The 26,936-nt window shown below is 61.1% G+C and carries 21 protein-coding genes; 13 read left to right on the forward strand and 8 right to left on the reverse strand.

The window, feature by feature from the left end; genetic code table 11:
* Positions 1-93: 93 nt before the first annotated feature.
* Positions 94-1,071 carry a calcium-binding protein gene (locus ACORLH_RS09305; RefSeq protein ID WP_321832418.1) on the forward strand — a complete coding sequence of 326 codons (978 nt, stop codon included), beginning with the start codon at positions 94-96 and terminating at the stop codon, positions 1,069-1,071.
* Between the two features lie 78 nt (positions 1,072-1,149).
* On the opposite strand, the gene ACORLH_RS09310 is transcribed toward ACORLH_RS09305, so the two are convergent.
* The 3 genes from ACORLH_RS09310 to ccmI all read right to left on the reverse strand — a co-directional run bounded on the left by ACORLH_RS09310 (position 1,150) and on the right by ccmI (position 3,149).
* Complete coding sequence (locus tag ACORLH_RS09310) at positions 1,150-1,380, reverse strand: DUF1289 domain-containing protein (RefSeq protein ID WP_321832419.1); 231 nt, start codon at positions 1,378-1,380, stop codon at positions 1,150-1,152.
* Positions 1,381-1,452: 72 nt separating this feature from the next.
* The gene (gene ruvX / locus ACORLH_RS09315; RefSeq protein WP_321832420.1) at positions 1,453-1,917 is read right to left on the reverse strand and encodes a Holliday junction resolvase RuvX; all 465 of its coding nucleotides are present in this window, start codon (positions 1,915-1,917) and stop codon (positions 1,453-1,455) included.
* Positions 1,914-3,149: a c-type cytochrome biogenesis protein CcmI gene (ccmI, locus tag ACORLH_RS09320; protein WP_321832421.1), complete on the reverse strand. Its 1,236-nt coding sequence runs from the start codon at positions 3,147-3,149 to the stop codon at positions 1,914-1,916. Before ccmI ends, ruvX begins: the two co-directional genes overlap by 4 nt.
* Positions 3,150-3,402: 253 nt before the next feature.
* Between ccmI and ACORLH_RS09325 the strand changes: the two genes are divergently transcribed.
* The 7 genes from ACORLH_RS09325 to rarD all read left to right on the forward strand — a co-directional run bounded on the left by ACORLH_RS09325 (position 3,403) and on the right by rarD (position 11,238).
* Positions 3,403-4,647 carry a sarcosine oxidase subunit beta family protein gene (locus ACORLH_RS09325; protein WP_321832422.1) on the forward strand — a complete coding sequence of 415 codons (1,245 nt, stop codon included), beginning with the start codon at positions 3,403-3,405 and terminating at the stop codon, positions 4,645-4,647.
* Positions 4,648-4,663: 16 nt separating this feature from the next.
* Positions 4,664-5,005: a sarcosine oxidase subunit delta gene (locus ACORLH_RS09330; RefSeq protein ID WP_058241788.1), complete on the forward strand. Its 342-nt coding sequence runs from the start codon at positions 4,664-4,666 to the stop codon at positions 5,003-5,005.
* A gap of 62 nt (positions 5,006-5,067) precedes the next feature.
* Positions 5,068-8,082, forward strand: a complete 3,015-nt coding sequence (locus tag ACORLH_RS09335; RefSeq protein ID WP_321832423.1) for a sarcosine oxidase subunit alpha family protein — start codon at positions 5,068-5,070, stop codon at positions 8,080-8,082.
* On the forward strand, positions 8,075-8,653 hold the full coding sequence (locus tag ACORLH_RS09340; protein ID WP_321832424.1) for a sarcosine oxidase subunit gamma: 579 nt from the start codon (positions 8,075-8,077) through the stop codon (positions 8,651-8,653). The genes ACORLH_RS09335 and ACORLH_RS09340 overlap by 8 nt, the downstream gene beginning before the upstream one ends.
* Positions 8,654-8,936: 283 nt before the next feature.
* Positions 8,937-9,368 carry a hypothetical protein gene (locus ACORLH_RS09345; RefSeq protein WP_321832425.1) on the forward strand — a complete coding sequence of 144 codons (432 nt, stop codon included), beginning with the start codon at positions 8,937-8,939 and terminating at the stop codon, positions 9,366-9,368.
* A gap of 145 nt (positions 9,369-9,513) precedes the next feature.
* The gene (locus ACORLH_RS09350) at positions 9,514-10,116 is read left to right on the forward strand and encodes a superoxide dismutase (RefSeq protein WP_058241791.1); all 603 of its coding nucleotides are present in this window, start codon (positions 9,514-9,516) and stop codon (positions 10,114-10,116) included.
* 207 nt (positions 10,117-10,323) lie between these two features.
* A complete protein-coding gene (gene rarD, locus ACORLH_RS09355) occupies positions 10,324-11,238 on the forward strand; it encodes an EamA family transporter RarD (protein ID WP_321832426.1) in 915 nt (304 codons plus the stop codon).
* An 18-nt stretch (positions 11,239-11,256) separates the two neighbouring features.
* Here the strand turns inward: rarD and ACORLH_RS09360 are convergent, their stop codons facing one another.
* Positions 11,257-11,811, reverse strand: coding sequence for a TIGR00730 family Rossman fold protein (locus tag ACORLH_RS09360; RefSeq protein ID WP_321832427.1), 555 nt, complete (start codon positions 11,809-11,811; stop codon positions 11,257-11,259).
* Positions 11,812-11,930: 119 nt separating this feature from the next.
* Here ACORLH_RS09360 and ACORLH_RS09365 point away from each other — a divergent pair, with 119 nt between their 5' ends.
* Positions 11,931-13,655, forward strand: a complete 1,725-nt coding sequence (locus tag ACORLH_RS09365) for a LysM peptidoglycan-binding domain-containing protein (RefSeq protein ID WP_321832428.1) — start codon at positions 11,931-11,933, stop codon at positions 13,653-13,655.
* A gap of 251 nt (positions 13,656-13,906) precedes the next feature.
* Positions 13,907-15,727, forward strand: a complete 1,821-nt coding sequence (locus ACORLH_RS09370) for an ABC transporter ATP-binding protein/permease (RefSeq protein WP_321832429.1) — start codon at positions 13,907-13,909, stop codon at positions 15,725-15,727.
* Positions 15,728-15,845: 118 nt separating this feature from the next.
* On the opposite strand, the gene ACORLH_RS09375 is transcribed toward ACORLH_RS09370, so the two are convergent.
* The 3 genes from ACORLH_RS09375 to ACORLH_RS09385 all read right to left on the reverse strand — a co-directional run bounded on the left by ACORLH_RS09375 (position 15,846) and on the right by ACORLH_RS09385 (position 21,405).
* Positions 15,846-16,310, reverse strand: a complete 465-nt coding sequence (locus ACORLH_RS09375; RefSeq protein ID WP_321832430.1) for a GNAT family N-acetyltransferase — start codon at positions 16,308-16,310, stop codon at positions 15,846-15,848.
* 128 nt (positions 16,311-16,438) lie between these two features.
* Positions 16,439-20,164 carry an efflux RND transporter permease subunit gene (locus ACORLH_RS09380; protein ID WP_321832431.1) on the reverse strand — a complete coding sequence of 1,242 codons (3,726 nt, stop codon included), beginning with the start codon at positions 20,162-20,164 and terminating at the stop codon, positions 16,439-16,441.
* Positions 20,161-21,405: an efflux RND transporter periplasmic adaptor subunit gene (locus tag ACORLH_RS09385; RefSeq protein WP_321832432.1), complete on the reverse strand. Its 1,245-nt coding sequence runs from the start codon at positions 21,403-21,405 to the stop codon at positions 20,161-20,163. Before ACORLH_RS09385 ends, ACORLH_RS09380 begins: the two co-directional genes overlap by 4 nt.
* A gap of 227 nt (positions 21,406-21,632) precedes the next feature.
* On the opposite strand from ACORLH_RS09385, the gene ACORLH_RS09390 reads away from it, so the two are divergent.
* The 3 genes from ACORLH_RS09390 (at position 21,633) to der (ending at position 25,270) form a co-directional block, all read left to right on the forward strand.
* A complete protein-coding gene (locus ACORLH_RS09390; RefSeq protein WP_321832433.1) occupies positions 21,633-22,289 on the forward strand; it encodes a hypothetical protein in 657 nt (218 codons plus the stop codon).
* 65 nt (positions 22,290-22,354) lie between these two features.
* Entirely contained in the window at positions 22,355-23,683 is a 1,329-nt protein-coding gene (locus ACORLH_RS09395) for a PQQ-binding-like beta-propeller repeat protein (RefSeq protein WP_321832434.1), read from the forward strand.
* 84 nt (positions 23,684-23,767) lie between these two features.
* Positions 23,768-25,270 carry a ribosome biogenesis GTPase Der gene (gene der, locus ACORLH_RS09400; protein WP_321832435.1) on the forward strand — a complete coding sequence of 501 codons (1,503 nt, stop codon included), beginning with the start codon at positions 23,768-23,770 and terminating at the stop codon, positions 25,268-25,270.
* Positions 25,271-25,460: 190 nt separating this feature from the next.
* Here der and serS read toward each other — a convergent pair whose 3' ends face one another.
* Positions 25,461-26,753: a serine--tRNA ligase gene (gene serS / locus ACORLH_RS09405; protein ID WP_321832436.1), complete on the reverse strand. Its 1,293-nt coding sequence runs from the start codon at positions 26,751-26,753 to the stop codon at positions 25,461-25,463.
* Positions 26,754-26,936: the final 183 nt, after the last annotated feature.

Raw genomic sequence — 26,936 nt, forward strand, 5'->3', positions numbered from 1 at the left:
TTGTTTCCAAATACCCACGTCGATTTCTTTACATGTTGCAACTTTGGATGGTGTGTCCTACGCCTAAAAGTGTGAATTCTAGGGGCTGCTATTATGTTAACTCTTTATGCACTACTTGGACTTGCCGGGATTGCCGGCATTGTGACCCTCTTTGATGAGGACAGCGACGACAGCACAGACAGCGGACCGGATTTCGTCGGCTCTGGTGAGGGCACCGAAGGCAATGACCTGATGGAGGGCACCTACGCCGCGGATGACATTCTGGGCCGGGGTGGCGATGACACCATCAATGGTGGCCAGGGCATGGATACGATCCGTGCCGGTGTCGGCCGCGATCAGGTGGACGGCGGCGAGGGCAATGATGACCTGCGCGGTGGCTCCGGTGATGATGTGATCCAGGGCGGTCTGGGCAATGACCGTCTGGAAGGCGACGAAGGCAATGACACCCTGCTGGCAGGCGACGGCTATGACTTCATGGCAGGTGCTGAAGGCAACGATCTGATGTTCGGTGGCAATGGCGCTGACGTGATGGCGGGTGAGGCGGGCAATGACGCGCTGCTGGGCGAAGCGGGCAATGACACGCTTTATGGCGGCGCGGGCAATGACCTGATGGATGGCGGCGCGGACATGGATACGCTTTACGGCGAAGCCGGCAACGATGCGCTGCAGGGCTATCTGGCCATTGATTCTACTGATACCGGTTTCCGGGACAGCGATGTGCATGACCCGGATCTGCTGGATGGTGGCGAAGGCAATGACACGCTGCTGGCTGGCAGCGGTGACACGCTGACGGGTGGCGCGGGCGCTGACATGCATGTGCTGGGCACCTGGATCGATCAGGACGTGACCATTACCGATTATGTGCGTGGTCAGGACGTGATCGTGCTGAACTACAACGCCGCCGATACCACCCCGCCAGTGATCACGCTGCAGCAGTCGGGCACCACGCCTGCTGATGCTGAGATCCTGATTGACGGTGTGGTCGCCGCAGTGGTGCAGGGCGCCCATGGCACCTTGACCGCAACCGATGTGGTGCTGACCCCTGTGGCTGACTGGATCACCGCCGCTTAAGGTGCTCACAACACAATAGAAAAGCCGCGCGGTCCCTTCGGATGGCGCGGCTTTTTCTATTCGGGGATTTGCCTAGGATCAGGCTTGGCGCGCCCGCCCGGCACGGCCACCACGACGTTTCTTGAGGCGTGATTTACGCTCTGGCAGATCGGCCATAATGGCGCTGCGCAGATCCGGTGTCATGCCCGACCAGGCGCTGATTTCCTCAATGCTGCGATAACAGCCCAAACAGATCTTTTCCTCCGGGTGCATCACACAGATCTGCACACAGGGGCTCTCAATCTCATCGCGTCGCCAGACTTGGTTCATCCAGGGGCTACTCTCGTTTAGGCAGGTGCCTGTTGGGTGGGGCCTCATCCGGCCGGCTGTTCGTTCACCCCCTCAGAGGTTCCGCAGCCGGTCCAGAAACCCCTGCAGAATGAAGGAGGCGGCCACGTTGTCAATCTTTTCCGCACGTTTCGCCCGTGAGGTGTCCGCCTCCAGCAGCGCACGCTCGGCGGCTACGGTCGACAGTCGCTCATCCCAGAACCCGATGGGCAGATCGGTCAGCTGGCTGAGGTTGCGGGCAAAGGCACGGGTGGATTGGGCGCGGGGTCCTTCGCTGCCATCCATGTTGCGCGGCAGGCCCAGGAGGATACCGCCGACCTGCCGGTCCTTGCAGATCTCCATCAGGCGCGCCGCATCCACACCGAATTTCTTGCGCTTCACAGTTTCCACCGGCGTCGCGACAGAGCGCAGCACGTCTGAGACCGCAACGCCAATGGTCTTGGTGCCCAGATCCAGCCCCATCAAAGGCTGCATCGGCGGCAGCGCTGCCGCCATTTCCTGTTCGGTTTCATAAATCATTGGCGCAGTCCTGCATTTTCCGCGCCAGCCTCAATCAGCTGCAAGGCCTCTGGCACCTCGGCAAAGACGGTCAGTGCTTCCTGGTAGATCGCCTGCGCCCGCGCCATTTCGCCCAGAACACCGTAAGCCGAGATCAGCCGCGCCCATTCCTCCGGGGTGCCGCCATCGGTGGCCAGTCGCTCCGCCAGCCCTGCAACCATGCCGCGGATCATCTCCTGACGGTCTTCTTCGCTCATCTCTTGCGCCGCGCGCACCTGATCGGCATCCGGTCCCGGTGCTGCGTCGGCGCCACCAAGCGGCGGCAGCTCATATTGCACACCGGCCAGCCGCGCGACCTCCATGATCTGGCCACGGATCGGGGTGATCCAGGGCGCGTCATCCGGGCCTTCGTTCAGCAGGCGCGACCAGGTGCGGAAGGTCGCATCGGGACGGCCCACCTGGGCAAACATCAGCCCCATGTAATAGCGCGCCACGGCGTTGCTGGGATCCAGCTCCAGCGCGCGCATCAGCACACGCTCCGCCTCAGGCGAGACAAAACCACCGGCCGACAGGATCATCATATCGGCCAGATCGGTCAGATCACCGGCCCGGACCTGATCGCCCTTCAGCTCCACCACTTTGGCCTGCGCCTGATGTGCCGCCACAAAATTGCCAAGCGCCGCCTCATTGCGCGCCAGCAGCTGTTGCCCCTGCAGTTCACCCGGGCGCTCCGCCACGGCAGCGCGCAGTTTGGTCATCAGCTCCTGATATTCCGGGCTGACATCGCCCATCGCGGGCGAGGGCGGCAGACGCCCCTCAACCTCGGCCTGGCTGGGGCGGTTTTTGCGGGCCTCATCGGCCAGCGTCAGCCGCGCCTCCAACCCCTGATCGGGATATCCGGGCGCGCCCATGTCATTGTAAAGCCACAGCGCACCGCCAACCAGAAACAGGGTGCAGATCACCGCCAGCGCCTTGCCCGCCAGCGCCGGCTGCCCACCGGTTTCGCCGCCTTCACGCAGCTGTGCATCCGCTGCCAGAATGCGGCGTGAGATTTCGGCCTTGGTCCGTTCGCCATCTTCTGCGCTGACCACAGCGCGGGCCAGATCCCGGTCCACCTCTTTCAGCTGGGCGCGATAGACCCGCAGATCAAAGGCCGCTGGCGGTTCATCGCCCACCCGTCCGCGCAGCAGCGCCAAACCCATCAGCCCTGACACAGCAAGGGCAAGTACGGTGATGATGATCCAGAATGTCATGTGGCCTCCAGCTACAGTTGTGACAGATGTAAACCGCCACCCCGGTAGGAAAAACCCCAAAGTGCCGCGAAATCGGGCAGGGGGCGCTCTTGTCGCAACTGTGATCGGCGGCAAAATCCCCTGAAATGCCCGCTGCGGCAGCGCCATGTCGCAACCAGACGGAAATATGACGCTTGGAAACGGGGGCAGATGTCGCAATCCGGTCAAACAGGAACAAGACCTCAATCCCCGGATTCGACGTGAAAGACGCCCCATGAAACGATATTCCGCCTTTGCCATTGCCCGCGAAGCCGCCCGGTATCACACCGGTTGGGAACGCGCCTGGGCTTCACCCAAGCCAAAGAAGAAATACGATGTGATCATCGTGGGTGCAGGTGGCCACGGCCTTGCAACCGCTTATTATCTTGGCAAAAACTTCGGCATCACCAATGTGGCTGTGCTGGAAAAAGGCTGGCTGGGCGGCGGCAACACCGGCCGCAACACCACGATCATCCGTTCAAACTACCTGCAGGATGCCTCGGCGGCGATCTATGAAAAGGCGCGTTCTCTTTATGAGACGATGAGCCAGGATCTGAACTACAACGTGATGTTCAGCCCGCGCGGCGTGATCATGCTGGCGCAAACAGAACATGAGGTGCGCGGCTACCAGCGCACGGCCCATGCCAATGCGCTGCAGGGCGTGAAGACCGAGTTCATCGGTCCTGAGCGCGTCAAGGAACTGGTGCCGATCATCAACATCGACGGTCCGCGCTACCCGGTTCTGGGCGGCCTCTGGCAGGAACGCGGCGGCACCGCGCGTCACGATGCGGTGGCCTGGGGCTATGCACGCGCCTGTTCGCAGATGGGCATGGACATCATCCAGAAATGCGAAGTGACCGGTGTGCGCTCCGAAGGGGGCAAGGTGGTTGGCGTCGACACCACCCAAGGCGCGATTGACTGTGACAAGCTGGGCATGGTGGTTGCGGGCCATTCGGGTGTTCTGGCCGAAATGGCCGGGTTCCGTCTGCCGATTGAATCGCTGTCGCTGCAGGCTTTGGTGTCAGAACCGATCAAACCCTGCATGGATGTGGTGGTCATGGCCAACACTGTGCATGGCTACATGAGCCAGTCTGACAAGGGCGAAATGGTCATTGGCGGCGGCACCGATGGCTACAACAACTACACCCAGCGCGGCTCCTACCACCATATTGAGGAAACCGTGCGGGCGCTGGTGGAAACCTTCCCGATGATCTCGCGCCTGAAAATGCTGCGCCAATGGGGTGGCATCGTGGATATGACCGGTGACCGCTCACCGATCCTGTCGAAAACTCCGGTGGATGGCATCTTCGTCAACTGCGGCTGGGGCACCGGCGGCTTCAAGGCGATCCCCGGCTCCGGCTGGGCCATGGCGGAACTGATGGCCAAAGGCCACTCGCCCCTGACCGAGGAATTCGGCCTCAACCGCTTCTCCGAAGGTCGCTTCATCGACGAAAGCGTCGCGGCCGGCGTCGCCCACTAAGAAGGAACCTCAAGATATGCTCATCCTTCACTGCCCTTACTGCGGCGTTGACGCCGAAGAAACCGAACTGCACGCCGGTGGCGAGGCGCATCTGAAACGCTTCGGTCCCGGCTCTTCGGATGAAGAATTCGAAGGCTACCTGTTCCACCGCGAAAACCCCAAAGGCGTGCATTTCGAACGCTGGCGCCATGTGAACGGCTGCGGCAAGTGGTTCCACGCCGCCCGCTGCACCAACACGCTTGAGGTTTTTGGCACCTACAGCGCGCAGGTCTTTGAACCGCCGCAGGAACTGCAGGATAAAATCAGCGCCAAACGCCCCGGCTGGGAGTGGCGCGATCTGAAAGGCAGTGACCAATGACCTTTCATCTTGCCAAAAATACTCAAATCCCCGCCCCGCAACCGGGCAAGGAGGCTTAAGACATGAGCACACGTCTCTCCACAGGCGGCCGCCTTCTCAACAAGGGCAAACAGGTCCGCTTTGCCTTTAACGGCAAGCAGTTCCACGGCTTCGAAGGCGACACGCTGGCCTCAGCCCTGTTGGCCAACGACCAGATGCTGGTGGGCCGCTCGTTCAAATACCACCGTCCGCGCGGCATCGTTGCCTCGGGCGCAGAAGAGCCGAACGCGCTGGTAGGCTTGGGCCTTGGCGCCAAGTTCGAACCGAACCAGCGTGCCACCACGACCGAGCTGTTTGATGGCCTGAACTGTTCCTCGCAGAACCACTGGCCCAGCCTGGAATTTGACATCGGCGCGGTCAACAACAAGTTGGCGCGGTTCTTCCCCGCTGGTTTCTATTACAAGACCTTCATGGCGCCACGGGCGGCGTGGAAACATGTCTTTGAACCCATCGTGCGTCAGTCCGCCGGTCTGGGCCGGGTGCCGAAAGACCGTGATGCAGATCGCTATGAGCATTTCTATGCCTTCTTCGACGTTGCCGTGATCGGCGGCGGTGTGGCGGGTCTGCAGGCCGCCTTGGCTGCGGCAGAGGCCGGTGCCAAGGTTCTCCTGATGGAACAGACCGCCCATTGGGGTGGCCGCGCGCCAGTGGATGGCGGCACCGTTGAGGGTGAGAAGGTTGATGCCTTCATCGACGCCACAGTTGCCAAGCTTCAGGCGATGGAAAACGTCACGCTCCGCACCCGTATGATGGGGGCAGGGGTCTATGACCACGGCTACCTGACGGGCTATGAACGTCTGACGGATCACGCCCCGGAACAGGACGGCCCGCGGCATCGTCTGTGGCGCATCCGCGCCAGCCAGATCGTGACCGCCACCGGCGCCATTGAACGCCCGCTCAGCTTTGCGGGCAATGACATCCCCGGCGTTATGCTGGCCGGTGCGATGCGTGATTATATCGTCAACTACGGCGTCTCCTCCGGGGATCGTGTGGTGGTGGTCACCAACAACGATGATGCCTATCGCACCGCCTTCACGCTGAAACGTCACGGGCTTGAGGTGCCGGTCATTCTGGATGCCCGCCCCGAAGGTGGCGGCAAACTGGTCGAACTGGCCCGCGAACAGGGCTTCCGCGTCGAAAACGGCAAGGCGATCAGCAAGGTCAAAGGTGGCAAACGTGTCACTGGCGTTGCGATTTGTGCCCAGGCCGGTGAAGGCGCGGTGCTGGAGGAAATCACCTGTGACGCAGTGGCCATGTCCGGCGGCTGGTCGCCGGTGGTACACCTCTGGTCCCATTGCGGTGGCAAGCTGACCTGGGATGAGGCACAGGCCCATTTCCGCCCCGATCCAAACCGTCCCCCGCTGGGCGCCGAGGGGCAGGGTTTTGTCAAAGTGGCCGGTGCCGCCAATGGCGAATTTGACCTTGGCGCCATCCTGAAAGACGCCACCGAGGCAGGCCTCAGCGCGGTGACCGCCGCTGGCCTGAAGCCCAAATCCAAGGCCGAAGCCCCCGCAGGCGAAACCCTGGCCGAGGCCAACCCCGCCGCTGTCTGGCTGATGCCACAGGGCGCCGGTCCGGCGCTGCGGATGAAGGCCTTCCTGGATTACCAGAACGACGTGAAGGTTTCTGACGTCATGCTGGCGGCGCAGGAAGGCTATGAAAGCGTTGAACACACAAAGCGTTACACCACGCTGGGCATGGCAACCGATCAGGGGAAACTGTCAAACATCAACGGTTTGGCCACCCTTGCGCATTCGCTGAACGTGGACATTCCGCAGGTTGGCACCACCACCTTCCGCCCGCCCTATACCCCGATCTCGATGGGGGCCATCGCAGGCGAGGCGCGTGCGGAAACCTTCCAGCCGCTGCGCCGCACCCCGATGCACGACTGGCACGAAGAACAGAACGCCTTCTTTGAACCCGTCGGTCATTGGCGGCGTCCTTACTGCTACACGCGTCAGGGCGAAAGCCATGCCGAGGCGGTCAGCCGTGAGATCAACCAGACCCGCGCCGCGCTGGGGCTGCTGGATGCCTCGACCCTAGGCAAGATCATCGTCAAGGGCCCCGATGCGGGCAAATTCCTCGACATGATGTATACCAACATGATGTCCTCGCTGAAGCCGGGCAAATGCCGTTACGGTCTGATGTGTTCGGAAAATGGTTTCCTGATTGATGACGGCGTTGTCGCCCGCATTGATGAGGAGACGTTCCTCTGCCACACCACCACCGGCGGGGCTGATCGCATCCACGGCCACATGGAAGAATGGCTGCAAACCGAATGGTGGGATTGGAAGGTCTACACCGCCAATGTGACCGAGCAATATGCCCAGATCGCCGTGGTGGGTCCGAAGGCCCGCGAGGTGCTGGAAAAACTGGGTGGCATGGATGTCTCCAAAGACGGTCTGAAGTTCATGGAATGGGCCGATGGCGAATTGGCGGGCATCCCGGTGCGGGCGTACCGGATCTCCTTCTCAGGCGAATTGTCTTATGAGATTGCGGTGCCTGCTTCGCTGGGCCGCGCGGTCTGGGACAAGCTGCTGGAGGCGGGGGCGGAGTTCAACGTCATGCCCTACGGCACTGAGGCGCTGCACGTGATGCGGGCTGAAAAAGGCTTCATCATGATCGGGGACGAAACCGACGGCACCGTGATCCCGCAGGATCTGGGGCTGAACTGGGCGATCTCGAAGAAGAAAGAGGACTTCCTTGGCAAACGCGCCCAACTGCGCAGCCATATGGCCGATCCGAACCGCTGGAAACTGGTGGGTCTGGAAACGCTGGACGGTGCGGTGCTGCCTGATGGCGCCTATGTGCCCGCCAGCGGCAACAATGCCAACGGCCAGCGCAACACCCAGGGCCGCGTGACCTCGACCTATCATTCGCCAACACTGGGCAAAGGCATCGCCATGGCGCTGGTCCACAACGGGCCGGACCGCATGGGCGAAGTGCTGGAAATCCCCGGCACCGATGGCACAATCTACAAGGCGCGGATCTGCGATCCGGTCTTCTACGACAAGGACGGGGAGAAGCAGAATGTCTGAGGCCCTGCTGAAAACCGCGCTCTCGGGCGCATCATCTGACGGCTTTGTGCGGGTTGAGGAGCTTGGCCCGCAGGGCATGATCACCCTGCGCGGGGATTTTGACAGCGCCGGTTTTGCCGCTGCGGTGAAGAAGGCCGTGGGTCTGGCGCTGCCGAAACAGCGCAAGATCTCCAGCGGCAAAGGCGGCTCGGTTGCCTGGATGTCGCCGGATGAGCTGTTGATTCTGGTCGACTACGATCAGGTCGGCGCTACGGTGGCCAAACTGAACGCCGCACTGGAAGGTGAACATGCGCTGGTTGCGGATGTGTCGGATGCCCGCGCCTTCTTCCGCCTTTCCGGCGCGGATGGGGCGGTGCGCGACGTGATGGCGAAGCTGGCACCGGTCGATTTCAGCCCCGCCGCCTTCGGCAAAGGTGACATCCGCCGCTCCCGCCTGGCGCAGGTGGCCGGTGCCTTCTGGACCCCGGAAGAGGGTGTGATGCAGGTGATCTGCTTCCGCTCCGTGGCGCAATACACCTTCGATCTGCTGAGCGTTTCAGCGGAAACAGGGGGTGAGGTGGCCTTTTACTGACCGCCTTAGGTAATGGTTTTGCGGGCTGGTGAGATCGGCCCGCAAAACGGTTTTCCATATTACTGGAAAACAAGCGCCACCCGCTTCTTGTGTGCGCGGCATTTGCGCATCTGCATCTCTGCTCACGATCCACGCGCCTCATGCGTAGCGATTTTGCATTTGGCAGCGCGGTATCCTTAATCGATTGACCGTTGCTCCAATCCTTCGAAGATCTCCTCCGAATGACGGTTGCAGGGGTGTAGTTTCACGCCTAGATTGTGATCGCAAAAGTGAGGAATTTGAAGTGAATACATTTTTTAAGTGTTTGGCTGTTGCCGCCGTTGCGGCGCTGCCATCCGTTGCGCAGGCGGCCAAAACCAAAGGACCGATTGAAATGGTCTGCAAAGTAAAAGGCGCTGAAGCCGGGGATTGGATTTCCCCTGACATCCTGGTGCAATGGACCCCGGGTTCGAAAAACGCGAAGGTTTACGATCTGGTCATCGAGTATTTCTATGGCGAACCGATCGATGCCAAGGTGATCCGCGATGACAAACACATCCTGTCGGTTGACTGGGTGCTGCGCAACATCAGGGAGCCTGACGGGTTCAGCATCGATGTGTTCACCTACAACCTGCGCTACAACAAGAAGACCCAAAAAGCGACCTTTAACGCACGGCCAAACGACTTCCTGAACAAGTTTGGCGGTCGTGGCACCTGCGCAGAAGTCAGCAAATAACACCGCCCCGTTGGCCCGGACGGCAAACGCACTGTGATTGTTCGGAATTATGTAGGAATATCTGCGCCGTTGTTCTTGACCTTTCGGCGTGAGTTGTCACATCTAGGGCCAACGGAAACTTGCAAAAAGAACAGGGAGCATCCCCATGGCATTTGAACTTCCCGACCTTCCCTACGCGCACGACGCACTGGCCGATCTGGGCATGTCTGCAGAGACGATGGAATACCACCACGACCTGCACCACAACGCTTATGTTGTGAATGGCAACAAGCTGATCGAAGGCACCGAGTGGGCCGATAAATCCCTGGAAGAGATCATTGTTGGCACCTATGACGCCAACGCAGTTGCCCAGAACGGCATCTTCAACAACATCTCGCAGCTGTGGAACCACAACCAGTTCTGGGAAATGATGGGCCCGAACGGCAACGCCATGCCCGGCGAGCTGGAAAAAGCCATCGTTGAAAGCTTTGGTTCGGTTGACGCCTTCAAATCCGAATTTGCTGCTGCTGGCGCTGGCCAGTTCGGCTCGGGCTGGGCCTGGCTGGTGAAAGACAAAGACGGTTCGCTGAAAGTGACCAAAACCGAAAACGGCGTGAACCCGCTGTGCTTCGGCCAGACCGCGCTGCTGGGCTGCGACGTGTGGGAACATTCCTACTACATCGACTTCCGCAACAAGCGCCCGGCCTACCTGGATAACTTCCTGAACAAGCTGGTGAACTGGGAAAACGTTGCTTCGCGTCTGGGCTAAGCCCTAACCGTTGCATCTGAGTTTAAGCGCCCCACCGTTTGGTGGGGCGCTTTTCTTTTGCGATCGGTCCGAAGGGGACTGGCCCACGTATCAGTCGGGCCCAAGTGGGACCCGCTGCGACCCGCAAAATCGTATCCAATCTGGTCGTTTTCGCTTGCACAACAGTTGATTAAATCAGAATGTCTGCGGGCGAAGGAGAGCCCTCAGATGACCGCCAATCCCCAAGACACTGCCACCGACAACTCCGCCGCAAAACTGGGCGTTCTTGCGCTGGTGACGGCCTGTGTGGTCTGGGGCCTGTCGGGGCTGTTTTACAAGCTACTGTCGCATCTGCCGCCCTTGCAGGTGCTCAGCCACCGGACGCTGTGGTCCTGTGTGTTTTTTGCCCTTGTCCTGCTGGTGCAGGGCCGTCTGCATCTGGTGGGCGGGGTGCTGCGTCAGCCGCGTCAAACCCTTACTTTGTTTGTGGCTGCGCTGATGATCGGGGCCAATTGGTTCATGTTCATCCTGTCCATTCAGGTTGGCAAAGCCACCGAAGCATCCTTGGGCTATTACATCTTCCCGCTGGTCTCGGTCCTGATGGGGGTGGTGTTTTTCCGCGAACGTCTGGGGCGGCTGCAATGGGGGGCGGTGGCGTTGGCGGTTCTGGCGGTCTCGATCCTGACCTGGGGTTTGGGCGTGGCACCCTGGGTGTCTCTGCTGATCGCGGTGACCTTTGGTCTTTACGGTGTGATCAAAAAGAAACTGACGCTGGGCCCGGTGGTGTCGGTCACGGTTGAGGTTTTGCTGCTCAGCCCGGTGGCGCTGATCATTCTGTGGCAGGTCTGGGCCGGCGGCGGATCGGTCTGGGGCAATGGGGCGCGGGACATCGCACTGCTGATGATCTCAGGCCCGCTGACCGCAACACCGCTGATCCTGTTTTCCTTTGCCACCAAACGTGTGCAACTGGCCACGGTGGGGCTGGTGCAATATCTGAACCCAACGCTGCAGTTTCTGGTGGCCACGCTGGTCTTTGCCGAACCCTTTGGGCCGTGGCACGCCATTGCCTTCCCGATCATCTGGGTGGCGCTGGCGCTTTACAGCGGGGCGAGCCTTTGGCAGGCCCGCCGCACTGGCGCCTAAACTCTGGCTGATCGCGCCTCAGGCGGGCAGGGCGCTTTTCAGTCCCGCAACCAGCTCCTCGGGCGTGGCGACGGTACGGATCAGTTCCCGCAGGGACTGGCTGGCAAAGCCCTGGGTGATCACGTGATCGATCAGCGCCACAAGAGGGTCCCAAAACCCATTGGTGTTCAACAGGAAAATCGGTTTTTGGTGCAGCTGCAGCTGGCGCCATGTCAGCACCTCAAAGAACTCATCCAATGAACCAGCACCACCGGGCAGAACCACAATCGCATCGCAGTTCATGAACATGACCTTTTTACGCTCATGCATGTTTTCGGTGATCACAAAGCTCGACAGATCGGTCTTGCCGACCTCTGCTTTCATCAGATGGGTGGGGATCACGCCGAAGGTTTCGCCGCCCGCGGTCTGGGCCGCGCGGGCCACGGTGCCCATCAGGCCAACATCACCAGCGCCATAAACCAGCCGCCAGTTGTTATGCGCTAACGCATGGCCCACGTCTTCGGCAGCGGCGCTATAGGCCGTGTCATTCCCGGGACGGGAGCCACAAAAGACGCAAACGGAAGGGGTAATCATCTTGATTTTCCTATGACAATCGTGCTTGTGACCTCTGATACCCTTGTTCAAGGGGCTGCTCAACTGCTCTGATCTGCTGATTTCCACGTCAGAGCGGCGGGCTTGGGGGAAGGAAAAAGATGACCAAAGAAACCGGGGCGGCCGCGGGCCAACCACTCATTCTGTACGGTGCCGGGGCGGCTGTGGCTCTGGTGTCGGCGCTTTTTGGCTTGGGCGTATTTGACCGCGAAGAGCCCGCCAATGTCACCGAGGCACCCGCCACGGCGACGCCGGTAGAAACCGCGCCTGTTGAGACTACAGCAGTGGAAACTGCGGATGCGGTTGAAACGCCGGCGCAGCCTGAGCCCTCGGAGACGCCAGAACCCGCACCTGAGACGACAGAGGCGGCAGAGGCCACACCTGAAGAAACCACACCCGAGGCTGCACCCGTCCTGCCAGACGCCCCCAGCTTTGACGTGGTCCGGATTGAGGCCGATGGCACCACATTGGTGGCCGGCCAAGCGGTCAGCGGCAGTGACGTGGATATTCTGCTGAATGAGGCGGTGATCCACACTGCCCAGCCCGGGTCAGATGGAAAATTCGCCGCCTTCCTGTCGATTGAAACCTCGGATCAGCCGCGTGTGATGGCGCTGGTGCTGCGTCTTGGCGATGTCTCGGTACGGTCGACCGATCAGGTGATCATTGCGCCGGCCCCAACCGTTGTGGCTGAGGCCACCGAGGTGGCAACGCCTGAGGCCCCTGTTGAAACAGCTGCGGCAGTGACGGTTGAAGTGGCAACTGCTGAGACCCCGGCTGAGGCCCCGGCAGAGGCGGCACCAGAGGTCGCTCAGGCAGACCCGGAAACGGCGGCTGAGGCCCCTGCGGAGGCTGCGACGGTCGAAACGGCGGAGGCCGTGGAAGCGGTAACCGAAACCCCGGCAGAGCCTGTGGCCACCACGGACACCCCGGTTGAGACCGAGACAGCGGAGGTTTCGCCAGAACCTGCGCCTGAAACCCCGGCTGAAGCTCCGACCGAGGCTCCGGTTGAGGCTGCAGCAGAACCTGCCGCTGATGCTGTCGCCGAGACCCCGGCGGTCACCCCTGCGCCGGAGCCTGAAACCACCGTTGTGGCTGAGGCTCAGGTTGCCCCGGAAGAAAGCGCAGAAGCGCAGACCCCGGCCACCGAAAGCGCGGCACCTGCAGCGGCTGAGACACCCGCCAGCGCCGAAACCCCGGCAGCCGACGCTGAACCACAGCCCGCCCCGCAGCCCGTTGCGGAAGATGCCGAACCCGCAGCCCCCGTGGTGATCATTGCAGGTGAGGATGGCGTGAAAGTGGTGCAGCCCGCAGCTGCGGCTGAGGCCAGCGCCTTGGTTCTGGATGCCATCAGCTACAGCGAAACGGGTGCGGTGGAATTGACCGGCCGTGGCGCCGCTAGCGCCTTCCTGCGCGTCTACCTCAGCAACGCTGCTGTGGGTGAGGGCCGTGTTGGTGACAGTGGCAACTGGACGCTGGTGCTCAATGACATTGCACCGGGCATTTACACCCTGCGTGTGGATCAACTGGACGGTGAGGGCAAAGTGACCTCACGTGTTGAGACCCCGTTCAAACGCGAGGCCGAGGAGACCATCGCGGCCGCCAATACCGACAGCGGCGCCCAGCCAACAGCGGCAGATCCCGATGCCAGCCCCAGCGTGCCGCCGGTGCGTGCGGTGACGGTGCAGCCGGGCAATACGCTCTGGGCGATTGCACGTGACGCTTATGGCGACGGGATCCTGTATGTGCGGGTGTTTGAGGCCAACCGCGGCCTGATCCGTGATCCGGACCTGATCTATCCGGGCCAGATCTTCACCGTACCGGAATAAGCGTCAGCTTGAACTGACGCGCAACGGCCCCAGCGGTCTGAAAAGCAAAGAGCCGTCCCGATGGGGCGGCTCTTCTTCTATCTGGCATCCACTAAAACAACGATTTTCAGCCCCTGCAGGCGAATGGTTTTTGTCGGGTATGCGTCGATGAAGCCCCCGTTGCGCATCTGTGCAGGGCAAAGTGGCCGCCGCTCCACTGGTCAAACACGGCCCGCTCACCTATCTGTGTGTGCCAGCCAGAAAGGACCCCTATGCGCCGCCCTCAGCAAACCGCCTCCACCCTGAATGACGAACAGCGCTCCGGCTGGCGCACAATCCGCCGTGTGTCGCCCTATCTGTGGCCGGCCGATCCCAAGCTCACGTGGGTGAAATACCGGGTGGTCTTTGCCATGCTGGCGCTGTTGCTGGCCAAGGTTGTCGCGGTCTGGACGCCGGTGCTTTACAAAAACGCAGTGGATGCTCTGGCGGGCGAAGGCGTATCGCAACTGGCGATTGGCGCGGTGGGGATGACGCTGGCCTATGGCGGGGCGCGATTGATGTCGAACGGGTTCCAGCAGCTGCGCGATGCGATTTTCGCCGCTGTGGGGCAGCGGGCCCTGCGCCAACTTGCGCTGGAAACCTTTACCCATATCCATCGCCTGTCGATGCGCTATCACATCACCCGCAAAACCGGCGGCCTCAGCCGTGTGATCGAACGCGGTGTGAAGGGGGTTGAGTTCCTCCTGCGCTTCTTGCTGTTTTCCATCGGCCCGTTGGTGCTGGAACTGTTGATGATCGCGGGGGTTTTGTTCTTCCTCTTTGATGTCTGGTATCTGGCCGTGGTGGCGTTGACCATCGCGCTTTATGTCTGGTTCACCTTTGCCGTGACCGAATGGCGGGTGAAGCTGCGCAAGGTGATGAATGATCAGGACACGGACGCCAACCAAAAGGCGATCGACAGCCTGCTGAACTTTGAAACGGTCAAGTATTTCGGCGCGGAGAAGCGGGAAGCGGCACGTTATGACGCCTCGATGGCGGGTTATGAAAAGGCGGCGCTCAAGACTTCATACTCATTGGCGTTTCTGAACTTTGGTCAGTCCCTGCTGATCACCAGTGGTCTGGTTGCAGTGATGGTCATGGCCGCAGTGGGGGTGGAACGTGGCGATCTGACCGTCGGGGATTTCGTCATGGTCAACGCTTACATGATCCAAATCACCATGCCGTTGAATTTCCTTGGCACGGTCTACCGTGAAATCCGCCAGGCGCTGGTGGATATGGGGGAGATGTTTGATCTGCTGGAACAACCCGCTGAGGTTACCGACAAACCTGAGGCGCCCGGTCTGAAAGTGAACGGCGGCCATGTGCAGCTGAAAGACGTGCAGTTTGGCTATGATGCTGAACGGCCGATCCTGAACGGCGTCTCACTGGATGTTGCGCCGGGCAAGACTGTGGCGATTGTCGGCTCTTCCGGATCGGGGAAATCCACCATCGGGCGGCTGTTGTTCCGCTTTTATGATGTGAACAGTGGCAGCCTCAGCATCGACGGGCAGGACGTGCGCGACATCACGCAGGAGAGCCTGCATGCGCAGATCGGCGTGGTGCCGCAGGACACGGTGCTGTTTAATGACACCATCCGCTACAACATCGCCTATGGCCGTGATGGCGCTACCGAAGAGGATGTGATCGCCGCCGCCAAATCCGCCCAGATCCATGACTTCATCATGGCCCTGCCAGAAGGTTATGACACCGCCGTTGGTGAGCGTGGGCTGAAACTGTCCGGGGGTGAAAAACAGCGGGTTGGCATCGCGCGCACCCTGCTGAAAAATCCGCCGATCCTGTTGCTGGATGAGGCCACATCGGCGCTGGATACGGATACAGAACAGGAAATCCAGGATGCGCTGGCCCGCGCCGGCCAAGGCCGCACGGTGATCACCATCGCCCACCGCCTGTCAACCATCGCCGAGGCGGATCAGATCGTGGTGCTGGAAAAAGGCGAAGTGGTGGAGCAGGGCACCCATGCGGAACTGCTGGCGCGTCAGGGGCGGTATGCCCACTTGTGGCACCGTCAGGCCAATGAACAGGATGCTGCGTGAGGTGAGCGCTTGAGGGGGCTTTGCCCCCGGCCCTGACGGGCCACCCCCAGAGTATTTATAGATCATTGAAAGGGGCGGTTTTTTGGGCCGCCCTTTTGCTGTTCGCGGGCGCGCAGGATCAGAGCGGTTTGCGGAAGATCACCTTGTCATCGCCGGCGGCCCAGAAATCGCGAATGCGGCCCTCTTCTTCATAGCCGTTGTGGCGGTAGAAGCGGCGGGTTGCTTCAAAGGCTTCAGTGCCTGAAGTGTCCACAATCAACAGACGGGCGCCGATGTCCCGCAGGCGCTGCTCTGTCGCTGCGACCAGCGCGGCGCCTGTGCCCTTGCCCTGATGGCTCGGATGCACCGCCAGCGCCACCATGTTCCAGACGCCTTCGGTCATCTCCTCCGCGCGGGTGTAGCAGAAGCCTATGGCGGCACCATCTACGTGGTGGCTGAGCCAGATATCTGAGGTGGCGCCGCTGAGGGCAGGGGCCAGCATGTCCGGCAGCATCGCGGCGGGAAAGAGGCCGGTGGTGGCCAGCACCGATTGCAGGGCGGGGATATCTGCTGCAGTGGTCGCTGTGATCTCTTGTTGTGTCATGATCTGCTGCCCGATCTGCTGTTTCCAAGTGTCGCGCTGCAGATAGCGCGGCACAGGCACAGGGCAAAAAAAATGGGGCAAAAAAGAAATGGGACAAAAGAAAAGGCCGGGTTGCCCCGGCCTGTTCCCTATTCAGCAGCTGCCAGCTTGCCCCCTTTGGGCGGCTCCGGCGTGGTCTCCTCAGGGTCGGAGATCACCTCAAACAGCTCAGGCTCATCGTCTTCCCAGATCAGCTCCGGCGATTTGACCTTGCGGGCGGCACTGCGCAGGGCCATGTCCTGGGCCGCACGGCTGCCGCGGCCAAGCGACAGCGCCTGCAGCGCCCGGGCGATCCACAGCACATAGGTGGTGAACCAGACCCGCATCGCCAGCATCGCGGGCGTGAAGACCAGCGTCAGCACGGTGGCAATGCCCAGACCGAAGACCACAGCGGTCGCCAGCTGTTTCCACCACAGCGCGGTGGGGCTGTCGACGGTGTAGCCGCCGCCCATGAAATCAAGCGACAGGCCGAACATCATCGGCGCAAGACCCGCCATCGTGGTCACCGTGGTCAGCAGCACCGGACGGATGCGGCTTTCGGCGGTGCGCACAATGGCCTCAATCCGGGGCATGTACTGGCTGTATTCCTGATAGGTGTCGATCAGAACGATGTTGTTGTTCACCACGATCCCGGCCAGCGCCACGATGCCGGTCCCGGTCATGATGATCGAGAAGGTCTGATCCATCACCAGCATGCCGATCAGCACACCCGTGGTCGACAGAACCACCGCCAGCAGAACCAGCACCGAGTTGTAGATCGAGTTGAACTGCGCCAGGAGGATGATGAACATCAGCGCCAGCGCACCGGCAAAGGCCTGGCTGAGGAAGGCCTGCGATTCCGCTTCGTCTTCCTGATCACCGGTCCATTCCCAGGCGATGCCTTCCGGGATCGGATTGGTGCCCAGCCAGGCGGTCAGCGCCTCAATCCGTTCCGCAGGGGTGACGACAACAAAGGTTGCATCGCCGGCCTCTACGGTGGATTTCAACAGATCGGGATCTTCGGCCTCAGCGATCACATATTGCGTGCCATCGGGGGCGATGACAGTGCCTTCGCCCGCTGCAACCTGCTGCAGGAAGCCCAGCTGCGCCTCACCGTCCATCGCTTTGACATAGCCATCGGTAACCGCCGCCTTCACATCGAAGTAGCGTTTCTGATCCACCCGGTCGATGGTGGCCAGTTTGGCCACAGGCTTGCGCGTGATGAAGTTGGCCAGCGGCACCAGACCATCCTGGGTGCGCACCTTCAGCGTGTCTAGCGTCGACAGCACCCGGTCTTCTTCGGGCAGGCGCACGCGGATCTCAATCTCTTCTTCCGAACTGTCGACGCGCATGGTGTCCAGCAGGATCCCGCGGGTCACCAGCTGTACCATGGCGCCAACCGTGGCCACATCGGCACCGTAGCGGCCGGCTTTTTCGACATCCACGTCAATCTGCCAGTCGATGCCGGGCAGGGGCAGGGTGTCTTCGACCAGCTCCAGGGCCAGGGTATCGCTGAACTTGGCGCTGGCGGTTTGAGTTGCCAGCAACAGGTTATCCCAATTGTCCGATTTCAGACGCAGGTGCACCGGTTTGGCCGAGGCAGGCCCACGCGATGCGGCGAGGATTTCGATCTTGATGCCGGGGATCTGATCCAGCTGCGCGGTCAGCTCATCCAGTACCACGTCACCATCCAGATCCGGACGGTCGGCGCGGTCTTCCCACGGAATGGTTTCGAACTGAACCTGGCCCACGGTATCGCTGGGCGGCTGCGCGCCACCGGTGTTGTTGCTGAGGCCCCCTTCGCCTGCAAAGGCAAAGGCGTTGAGAACACCGGGGTGGGCCAGGATCATATCTTCGGCCTGTTTGACCAGATCATCCTTTTCCTCAATCGAGAGGTTGCCACGGGCCCGCACATAGGCGATCGCCATTTCCGGTTCGGATTCTACGAAAAACTCAACACCGTTGTTGTTTTCCCCGAAGTAGCTGAACACCTGCATCACAAAGCCGATCACCACAACGGCCGAGACAATCGGCATTACCGGGTTGCCGGCAATTGCTTTGATGAAATAGCCAAAGACGGTGCGTTTGTGGCCGGCTTTGATCCGCTTGCGGCTCCAGTGGATTTCAGCAGCACCCAGCGTGACCGAGGCAGCAAAGGCGCCGGTCATGAACATCACGCCACCCACCAGCAAGTTGGCCAGTCCACCTTCGCCCATTGCAACCACATAGTTGGGGTTCAACAGCTGCATGGCACCGGTGAAGATCAGCATGATCGACGGCGGCACCAGCGCGGCGCGGGCAATCCACCAGGGCAGTTTGCGTTTCAGCCATTCCGACAGGTTGCTGAAGGTCCGGCTCAACCGGCCCGACACACCACCCAGAACCGGCAGATAGATCAGCGCCACCACAAGCGAAGCCGACAGAACGAAGATCAGTGTCACCGGCAGCATGCCCATGAACTGGCCCGGGATGCCCGGCCAGAACAGCATCGGCAGGAAGGCACAGAGCGTTGTCGCGGTTGAGCTGACCACCGGCCAGAACATGCGTTTGGCGGCCTCGACATAGGCGTGCATCGGGCCGGTGCCCTCTTTGATGCGCTTGTCAGCATATTCCACCACAACAATGGCGCCATCCACCAGCATGCCCACCGCGAGGATCAGACCAAACATCACGATGTTGGAAATGGTGATCCCCATGATCGCCAAAAGGACGAAACACAACAGGAAGGAGGTCGGGATCGCAAAGCCCACCAGCAGGGCGGCCCGGCTGCCCAGGGCGGCCAGAACCACGATCATCACCAGCGCAATCGCGGTCAGAACCGAGCCTTCCAGCTGGCTGACCATCGAGCCCACGATGCGGCCCTGATCGTTGGAGGTGCCCACGTCTACCGCAGCCTTCAGATCTGCAGGCCATTCGCCGCTGGCCTCATCAATGACCTGACGCACCATATTGGTGGTGTCCAGGATGTTGTAGCCTTTGCGTTTGACCACCTGCAGCGCCACTGTATTGACGCCGTTGAAGCGCGCAGTGCCATGACGGTCTTCGAAGGTCAGGCGGATCTCAGCCAGATCGCCAAGGGTCACAACCCGCTGGCCATTGATTTTCACCGGCAGCGAATAGATGTCGCGCGGCTCATCAAAGCTTGATGGGATCTTCACCGCGAAGGAGCCCTGTTCGGTGTCCACTTCACCGGCGGCCACCAGCATGTTGTTGTTGGTCACCACATTGATCAGCTCACCCGCAGTGACGTTGTAGCTTTCCAGACGCAGCGGATCGATGATCACTTCGACCATCTCATCGCGGTTGCCTGCAATGCCTGCCTCCAGCACTGAATCCAGCGCTTCCAGCTTGTCCTGCAGATCCTTAGCCACCCTGTACATCGTCCGTTCCGGCACATCACCGGTCAGGTTGACGATCAGGATCGGAAACTCAGAGAAGTTGATCTCATTGACCGAATAGCTCTCAAACCCAGCGGGGAAGTTGCCCTCGGCTTTCGACATGGCGTCGCGCACGTCGGCCATGATCTTGGTCTTGTCCCAGCCAAATTCGAATTCCAGCGCCACACCGGCATAGCCTTCGGCGGCGGTGGCGGACATCTCTTTCAGCCCGTCCAGATCAGCCAGTTCGGTTTCCATCGGCTTGACCAGCAGCGTTTCCGCGTCAGTGGCCGAAATGCCGGGGAAGGGGACCGAGACGAAGAGCGCCGGGATTTCAATATCCGGTTCGCCCTCTTTGGGCAGGCTGGAATAGGCAAAGCCCCCAGCCAGCAGCGATAGCAGAACAAAGGCCAGCACCATCCGCGCACGGGATGCGGCCCAATCGACGATACCCGTCATTGTGCGGCCTCCCGGTAGGTGGGCTCAACCTTCACGCCGTCGATCACAAATTCCTGACCCACAACGATCACATCAACCTTGTCCGCCAATCCGGTGACCCAGACACCTTCGCTGGTGTCGCGCATCAGGTTGACCTGTTTGAAGGCCACGATATTGCCGCTCTCGACAATCCGCACACCCAGATCACCGGTGTCGTTCAGCGTCAGCGCCGACCCGGGCAGCAGATGCGCCATCGTACCGGCCGAGGCGATCAGAATATCTGCGGTCTGACCATCGCGGATCGACATATCAGCGTTGGCAACATCGATATCAACGCGGAAGGTGCGGGTTTCAGGATCTGCCGAACGCGACAGGAAGGTCACCCGGCCACGCACTTCGCGACCATCGGTCAGGCGGGCACCGGCAAGACTGCCCAGCGACACCCGGTGGACCTGCGTTTCCGGCACGTAGCCGACAACCTTGATCGGATCCAGTTGAATGATGGTGGCACAAACGCCGCCAGCCCCCAGAAGGCTGCCCAGCTCAGCTGTGTCGGTTTCCAGGAGGCCCGCGAAAGGCGCTTTGATCGTCAGGCGCTCAATCTCTTTTTCGGCCGCCGCAACTGCCGCCTCAGCGGCGCGAATGCCGGCCTGCGTGGTTTCAAGGCCGGAACGGGCGGCTTCTACACCAGCCTCAGCCGAGACCACAGCGGCCTGGGTTCCAGCAACACGGGTTTCCGAGGCGTACCCGGTCTGCGACAGCTTCTTGGCCACATTGTCGTTGATCTGGGCCTCGTCCAAACGGGCCTGCGCTTCTTTCACGCGGGCCTGCGCCTGGGGCACCTGGGCGCGGGCATTGGCCAGATCGGCCTGAGCCTGCGCCAGATTGGTGTGACGGGTGCCGGGATCAAGGCGGCACATTTCCTGTCCTGCCTCAACAAAAGACCCGCGGCGAAGCGGGTCGGAAATCACCACAGCCGTGGTTTCAGCCATCACCTGCACCTCGCGCGCGGCCTCGGTCTCACCACGCAGCTGAACGGCGCTGTCGATCTCTTCGCTTTCTGAGCTCTGCACCACAACACGCACGAGGTTTTGCGCAACAGCCTGCATTTCAGCGCTGTCTGTGGCAGGAATTGCAGTGGTGTCTTCTGCGCTCACTTCATCTTGGCCAAGGGCAAAGGCCATGAACGTCTCACGCTCCATGATCAATAGGTACAGTGTTGCAGTCACCACAATGGCGGTCAAAACTGGGACAATTCGCATCTACGGGGTCCTTAGACTAAATTTCTTCCGTTCAGATAGTACGTTAGTTGGCCACCCTGCGATCAATTACAAGGTCCTCCGAGCCGTTCTGAACGATTTAGTTCAGTTTATCCCTGCCGCCTAGCCGCTGCAAGCCGATAGTGGCAACCTGCCGCAGCCCATTGTTGCGGGTACTTGGCAGTGGCGTGCCAAAGCGCTAAGAGAAACCAAACCAAGGGGGCAGTGCCGTGAGCGAAACCGATAGTTTCATTGAAGAAGTCAGCGAAGAAGTGCGCCGTGACCGGCTTTATGGCCTGATCCGTCGCTATGGCTGGATTGCGGTTGTGGGCGTTGTGGCCATTGTGGGCGGCGCCTCGTGGAATGAATACAACAAAGCGCAGGATCGCGCCGCAGCGCAGGCGCTTGGCGATGGAATCATGACCGCGCTGGAAGCCGAAGATCCCGCCGCTCGCGCTGCTGCTCTGGCAGATGTATCGGCCGAAGGCACCATGGCGGGCGCAGTTCTGACCCTGCAGCGTGCTTCGGAACTGCAGGCCGCTGGCAACAACGCTGAGGCCGCCAGCCTGCTTGATGCGCTGGCTTCCAACGGTGATGTTGATGCCATCTACCGCCAGATCGCCGGGTTCAAATCCGTGCTGCTGAAAGGCAGTGATATGGCTGCCGATGAGCGCCGCGCGGTGCTTGAAGGGCTGATCCAGACCTCCTCACCGCTGCGCCTGCTGGCCGAAGAACAGCTGGCCCTGATTGAGGTTGAGGCCGGTGACACCACCGCCGCACTGGAACGGCTTGAGCGGATTGCCGCGGATGCCGAGGCAAGCGCAGGCTTGCGTCGTCGCGCAACTCAGTTGATTGTAGCGCTTGGGGGCGACCGCTCCGAAGCGTGAGCCAGCAAGACAGCCGATGTCTTGCGACAAGAATTGAAGAGATAAAGACTTAGAGGGCAGGTTTGGTGAAACGCAGTTCCATTATTCTGGCAGTCTCCGCAGCAGCGGTGCTGGCCGGGTGTTCCGAACGTGAAAGCATTCTGCCCGGCAAGCGGGAAGATCCGCGCGCCATTCTAAGCGGTGGTATACCGGTCGAAGATCTGGCCGCCGATGTCAGCCGCGCTGCAACGCAGGTGCGGCTGCCCAAGATGGTGCAGAACGCCAATTGGACCCAGCGCTTTGGCTCGCCGAAAAACCGTGTCAGCCACGCCAGCCTGGCCGCCGCGCCACAGCTGGTCTGGAGCGCTGACATCGGCGCCGGCGATGGCCGCCGCAACCGTATCACTGCAGAACCTGTTGTGGCAGACGGCCGGGTCTTTACCCTTGACGCCGAAGCGCGTGTCAGCGCCACCAGCACCGCAGGCACCGTCCTTTGGAGCCGCGACCTAACACCTGCCCGCGACAGCTCTGGTGAGGCCACCGGCGGCGGTCTGGCCTATGGCGCTGGCAAGGTCTTTGTCACCTCGGGCTTTGGCCTGTTCACTGCGCTTGATCCCGCCACGGGTGAGGTGCTGTGGCAGCAGGATATCGGCTCCACCGGCTCGGGCGCGCCAACAGTTTACGGCGATCTGGTCTATCTGGTGGGCGGCGATGACACCGGCTGGGCACTGGAAGTCGACACTGGCCGCATCCGCTGGCAGACCACCCAAGCCAGCGACGTGAACAACGTACTGGGCGCACCGGCCCCGGCCGTGAATGACAAATTTGCCATCTTTGCCTTTGGCGATGGCGCGCTGCACGGCACCTTCCGCAATGGCGGCCTGCGCCTGTGGACGGCCTATGTCTCCGGTCAGCGCCGCAGCGATGCCCTGGCTAAGGTCAATGACATCACCGCCGATCCGGTCATCGATGGCTCCAAGGTCTATGTCGGCTCGCACGCCGGTCGTATTCTGGCGCTGGACATTGACACGGGCGATCGCCTCTGGACGGCGCGCGAAGGGGCGATCAGCCCGGTTCTGCCGCTTTCAGGGTCGCTCTTTGCGGTCAGCGATCACAATGAGCTGCTGCGCATCGATGCGCGTGACGGCGTGACGATCTGGGCCAAGAAACTGCCCAATCTGCTGAAGCCGAAACAGCGCAAAGCCAGCGAAGTTTACGCCCATCACGGCCCCATTCTGGCCGGTGGTCAGCTGATCGTGGCCTCCAACGATGGCTTCCTGCGCTTCTTTGATCCCACCACGGGTGAGATGACCCGCCAGGTTGAGGTGCCCGGCGGCGCAACCACCGCCCCCGTGGTGGCAGGCGGCACGCTTTACGTTGTTGGCACCAAAGGGCAATTGCACGCTTTCCGTTGACGCAAAACTGGTATAACAGGGCGGCTTGATCCGCCCTTTATCCAGCGCAGACATGCCGTCTGCCATCCGTCCGGAGCCATTGAGATGAGCTTTACCCTCGCCATTGTAGGCCGCCCCAACGTGGGGAAGTCTACGCTTTTCAACCGCTTAGTCGGCAAAAAACTGGCTCTGGTCGATGACCAGCCGGGGGTAACGCGTGACCTGCGCGAAGGCGATGCCAAACTGGGTCACCTGCGATTCACCGTGATTGACACCGCCGGTCTGGAAGAGGCCACCGATGACAGTCTGCAGGGGCGCATGCGCCGCCTGACCGAACGCGCGGTGGATATGGCGGATGTCTGCCTGTTCATGATCGACGCCCGCACCGGTCTGACCCCCACGGATGAGATGTTTGCCGAGATCCTGCGCAAACGCGCCGACAAGGTGATCCTGGCGGCCAACAAGGCCGAAGGCAAAGCTGGCGAAGCTGGTGCGCTGGAGGCCTATAGTCTTGGCCTCGGCGACCCGCTGCGCCTGTCCGGTGAACACGGCGAAGGCATGGGGGAGCTGATGCACATCCTGCAGCCCATCGCCGATGAGTTCGAAGAACGCGCTGCCCAGCATGCGCCGGAAACCGATGTTGACGTCCATATGGACGATGATGAGGAAGAGGTGCTGGACGAACACGGCAACCCGATCACCTATCGTCTGCCGACCTTCGACAAGCCGATGCAGATCGCAGTGGTGGGCCGCCCGAACGCGGGCAAATCCACCCTGATCAACAAGATCCTCGGCGAAGACCGCCTGCTGACCGGTCCCGAGGCCGGGATCACCCGTGACGCCATCTCGCTGACCATTGACTGGGGTGGCCTGCCGGTGCGGATCTGGGACACTGCCGGCATGCGTAAACGCGCCAAGGTGCAGGATAAGGTCGAAAAACTCTCGGTCTCCGACGGTTTGCGCGCGGTGAAATTTGCCGAAGTGGTGATTGTTCTGCTGGATGCCGCCATTCCCTTTGAACAGCAGGACCTGCGCATCGCCGATCTGGCGGAACGTGAGGGCCGCGCGGTGATCATCGCGGTGAACAAATGGGACATCGAGGATGAGAAACAGGAAAAACTGAAGGCGCTGAAGGAAAGCTTCGACCGGCTGCTGCCGCAGCTGCGCGGCGCGCCGCTGATTACGGTGTCCGCGAAAACCGGCCGTGGCCTTAACCGCCTGCAAGAGGCTGTGGAACGCGCCTACAACGTCTGGAACCGTCGCGTCTCGACCGCCAAGCTGAACCGCTGGCTGAACGCGATGACCGAACAGCACCCGCCGCCCGCCCCCGGGGGGCGCCGCATCAAGCTGCGTTATATGACCCAGGCCAAAACCCGCCCGCCGGGCTTTGTGGTGATGTGTTCGCTGCCCGATAAGCTGCCCGACAGCTATTCGCGCTATCTGGTCAACGGTCTGCGCGAGGACTTTGACATGCCGGGCACTCCGATCCGCCTGACCATGCGCGGGCAGGGGGATAAGAACCCCTATAGGAATAAGAAGGACAAAAAGCCCGGCGCGCTTGGCAAACACCTGAACAAAAAACGCGGTCTGCCCCGCGGCTCGCATTAAACAGACTTAAATTGGGCGCCCTTCGGGGCGCTCTTTTTGTCTCGGACCTTCGGTCCTCGGGCCTGCCTGCGGCGCGAGTATTTGGGGAACGATGAAAGCGGCAATTCACTGTTTCAAAAATACTCTGGCGCGCAGCGCCACAAAAAAGGGGCCCAGCGGGCCCCTTCGGTGTTCAGACAATTTGGTCGGTTCAGACCAGCGCGCCTTCAGCGCTGAGTTTGGTCTTGCCGCCCAGATAGGGGTGCAGCGCGGCTGGTAGGGTGACGGAGCCGTCTTCCTGCTGGCCGTTTTCCAGCACCGCAATCAGGGCGCGCCCCACAGCCAGGCCGGAGCCGTTCAGCGTATGCACAAACTCAGGCTTGCCGCCAGCCGCAGGTTTGAACCGTGCGTTCATCCGGCGGGCCTGGAAATCACCGGCCACCGAGACCGAGGAGATCTCACGGTATTTGTTCTGGCCGGGCAGCCAGACCTCCAGATCGTGGGTTTTGATCATGCCAAAGCCCATATCGCCCGAGCACAGCACCACGGTGCGATAAGGCAGGCCCAGTTTTTCCAGGATCGCCTCAGCGCAGCGGGTCATGCGGTCATGCTCTTCCATCGAGTTTTCGGGATGCACGATCGAGACCATTTCGACCTTTTCAAACTGGTGCTGGCGCAACATGCCCGAGGTGTCACGACCGGCGCTGCCCGCTTCGGAGCGGAAACACTGGGTGTGGGCGCAGTAGCGCAGCGGCAGGCTGCCTTCATCGACGGTTTCGCCGTTGACGATATTGGTCAGCGTCACCTCAGCGGTTGGGACCAGCCACCAGCCATCTTCGGTCTTGTAGCTGTCTTCACCAAATTTCGGCAGCTGGCCGGTGCCATACATCATCTCTTCGCGCACCAGAACCGGGGTCCAGGTTTCCTGCAGCTCATGCTCTTCCACATGGGTGTCGAGCATCATCTGCGCCAGCGCGCGGTGCACCCGGGCCACGCCCTTGGAGAGCACGACAAAGCGCGAGCCTGAGAGTTTGGCGGCGGTTTCGAAATCCATACCCGGCTGCACACCCGACAGCTCATAATGTTCTTTCGGCGCAAAGGTGAACTCGCGCGGGGTGCCCCAGTGGCGCACCTCAACGTTGTCATCCTCATCGGCGCCATCCGGCACATCGTCATGCAGGCGGTTGGGCAGGCCCATCAGCAGGTCATTGAGCTGCGCGTCCAGCTCCTTGGCTTCGGTCTGCATCGCGGCCACTTCGGCCTTTTTCTCACCCACCAGGGCGCGCAGCCGTTCAAACTCGGCCTCATCACCTTTGGCTTTGGCGGCGCCAACTTCTTTGGCGGCTTTCTTCTGGTCCGACTGCGCGGTTTCGGCCGCCAGGATCTTGGCCCGGCGCGCTTCGTCCAGTTTCAGCACCTCTGATGACATCGGCGCGGCCCCCCGGCGGGCCAGACCGGCGTCAAAGGCCTCTGGGTTTTCGCGGATCGCTTTGATGTCATGCATGGGTTTGCTCCTTTACCGGAATCATTCTTCAACGCAGGCGTTATTGCTGATTTTTGTCTCGGTTGAAAGCCACCATTGCGCCGTGCGGGGGCGTTGGAAGCGGGGATCAACCCGTGATCTGCCCGCGATCAGAAGCTGCCGCCCCTAGGGCATGGCCTGCAAAGCCCGTAAAAGCCTGACTGC

Origin of the sequence: Thalassovita sp., from assembly GCF_963691685.1 — a bacterium.
GTDB lineage: Bacteria > Pseudomonadota > Alphaproteobacteria > Rhodobacterales > Rhodobacteraceae > Thalassobius.

Coding starts and splice junctions, on each gene's coding strand:
- ACORLH_RS09305 (WP_321832418.1), top strand. CDS start 94: ATGTTAACTCTTTATGCACTACTTGGACTTGCCGGGATTGCCGGCATT.
- ACORLH_RS09350 (WP_058241791.1), top strand. CDS start 9,514: ATGGCATTTGAACTTCCCGACCTTCCCTACGCGCACGACGCACTGGCC.
- ACORLH_RS09360 (WP_321832427.1), bottom strand. CDS start 11,811: ATGATTACCCCTTCCGTTTGCGTCTTTTGTGGCTCCCGTCCCGGGAAT.
- ruvX (WP_321832420.1), bottom strand. CDS start 1,917: ATGATTTATGAAACCGAACAGGAAATGGCGGCAGCGCTGCCGCCGATG.
- ACORLH_RS09380 (WP_321832431.1), bottom strand. CDS start 20,164: ATGACGGGTATCGTCGATTGGGCCGCATCCCGTGCGCGGATGGTGCTG.
- ACORLH_RS09375 (WP_321832430.1), bottom strand. CDS start 16,310: ATGACACAACAAGAGATCACAGCGACCACTGCAGCAGATATCCCCGCC.
- ACORLH_RS09385 (WP_321832432.1), bottom strand. CDS start 21,405: ATGCGAATTGTCCCAGTTTTGACCGCCATTGTGGTGACTGCAACACTG.
- ACORLH_RS09335 (WP_321832423.1), top strand. CDS start 5,068: ATGAGCACACGTCTCTCCACAGGCGGCCGCCTTCTCAACAAGGGCAAA.
- ACORLH_RS09365 (WP_321832428.1), top strand. CDS start 11,931: ATGACCAAAGAAACCGGGGCGGCCGCGGGCCAACCACTCATTCTGTAC.
- ACORLH_RS09340 (WP_321832424.1), top strand. CDS start 8,075: ATGTCTGAGGCCCTGCTGAAAACCGCGCTCTCGGGCGCATCATCTGAC.
- ccmI (WP_321832421.1), bottom strand. CDS start 3,149: ATGACATTCTGGATCATCATCACCGTACTTGCCCTTGCTGTGTCAGGG.
- ACORLH_RS09330 (WP_058241788.1), top strand. CDS start 4,664: ATGCTCATCCTTCACTGCCCTTACTGCGGCGTTGACGCCGAAGAAACC.
- der (WP_321832435.1), top strand. CDS start 23,768: ATGAGCTTTACCCTCGCCATTGTAGGCCGCCCCAACGTGGGGAAGTCT.
- ACORLH_RS09325 (WP_321832422.1), top strand. CDS start 3,403: ATGAAACGATATTCCGCCTTTGCCATTGCCCGCGAAGCCGCCCGGTAT.
- ACORLH_RS09310 (WP_321832419.1), bottom strand. CDS start 1,380: ATGAACCAAGTCTGGCGACGCGATGAGATTGAGAGCCCCTGTGTGCAG.
- rarD (WP_321832426.1), top strand. CDS start 10,324: ATGACCGCCAATCCCCAAGACACTGCCACCGACAACTCCGCCGCAAAA.
- ACORLH_RS09370 (WP_321832429.1), top strand. CDS start 13,907: ATGCGCCGCCCTCAGCAAACCGCCTCCACCCTGAATGACGAACAGCGC.
- serS (WP_321832436.1), bottom strand. CDS start 26,753: ATGCATGACATCAAAGCGATCCGCGAAAACCCAGAGGCCTTTGACGCC.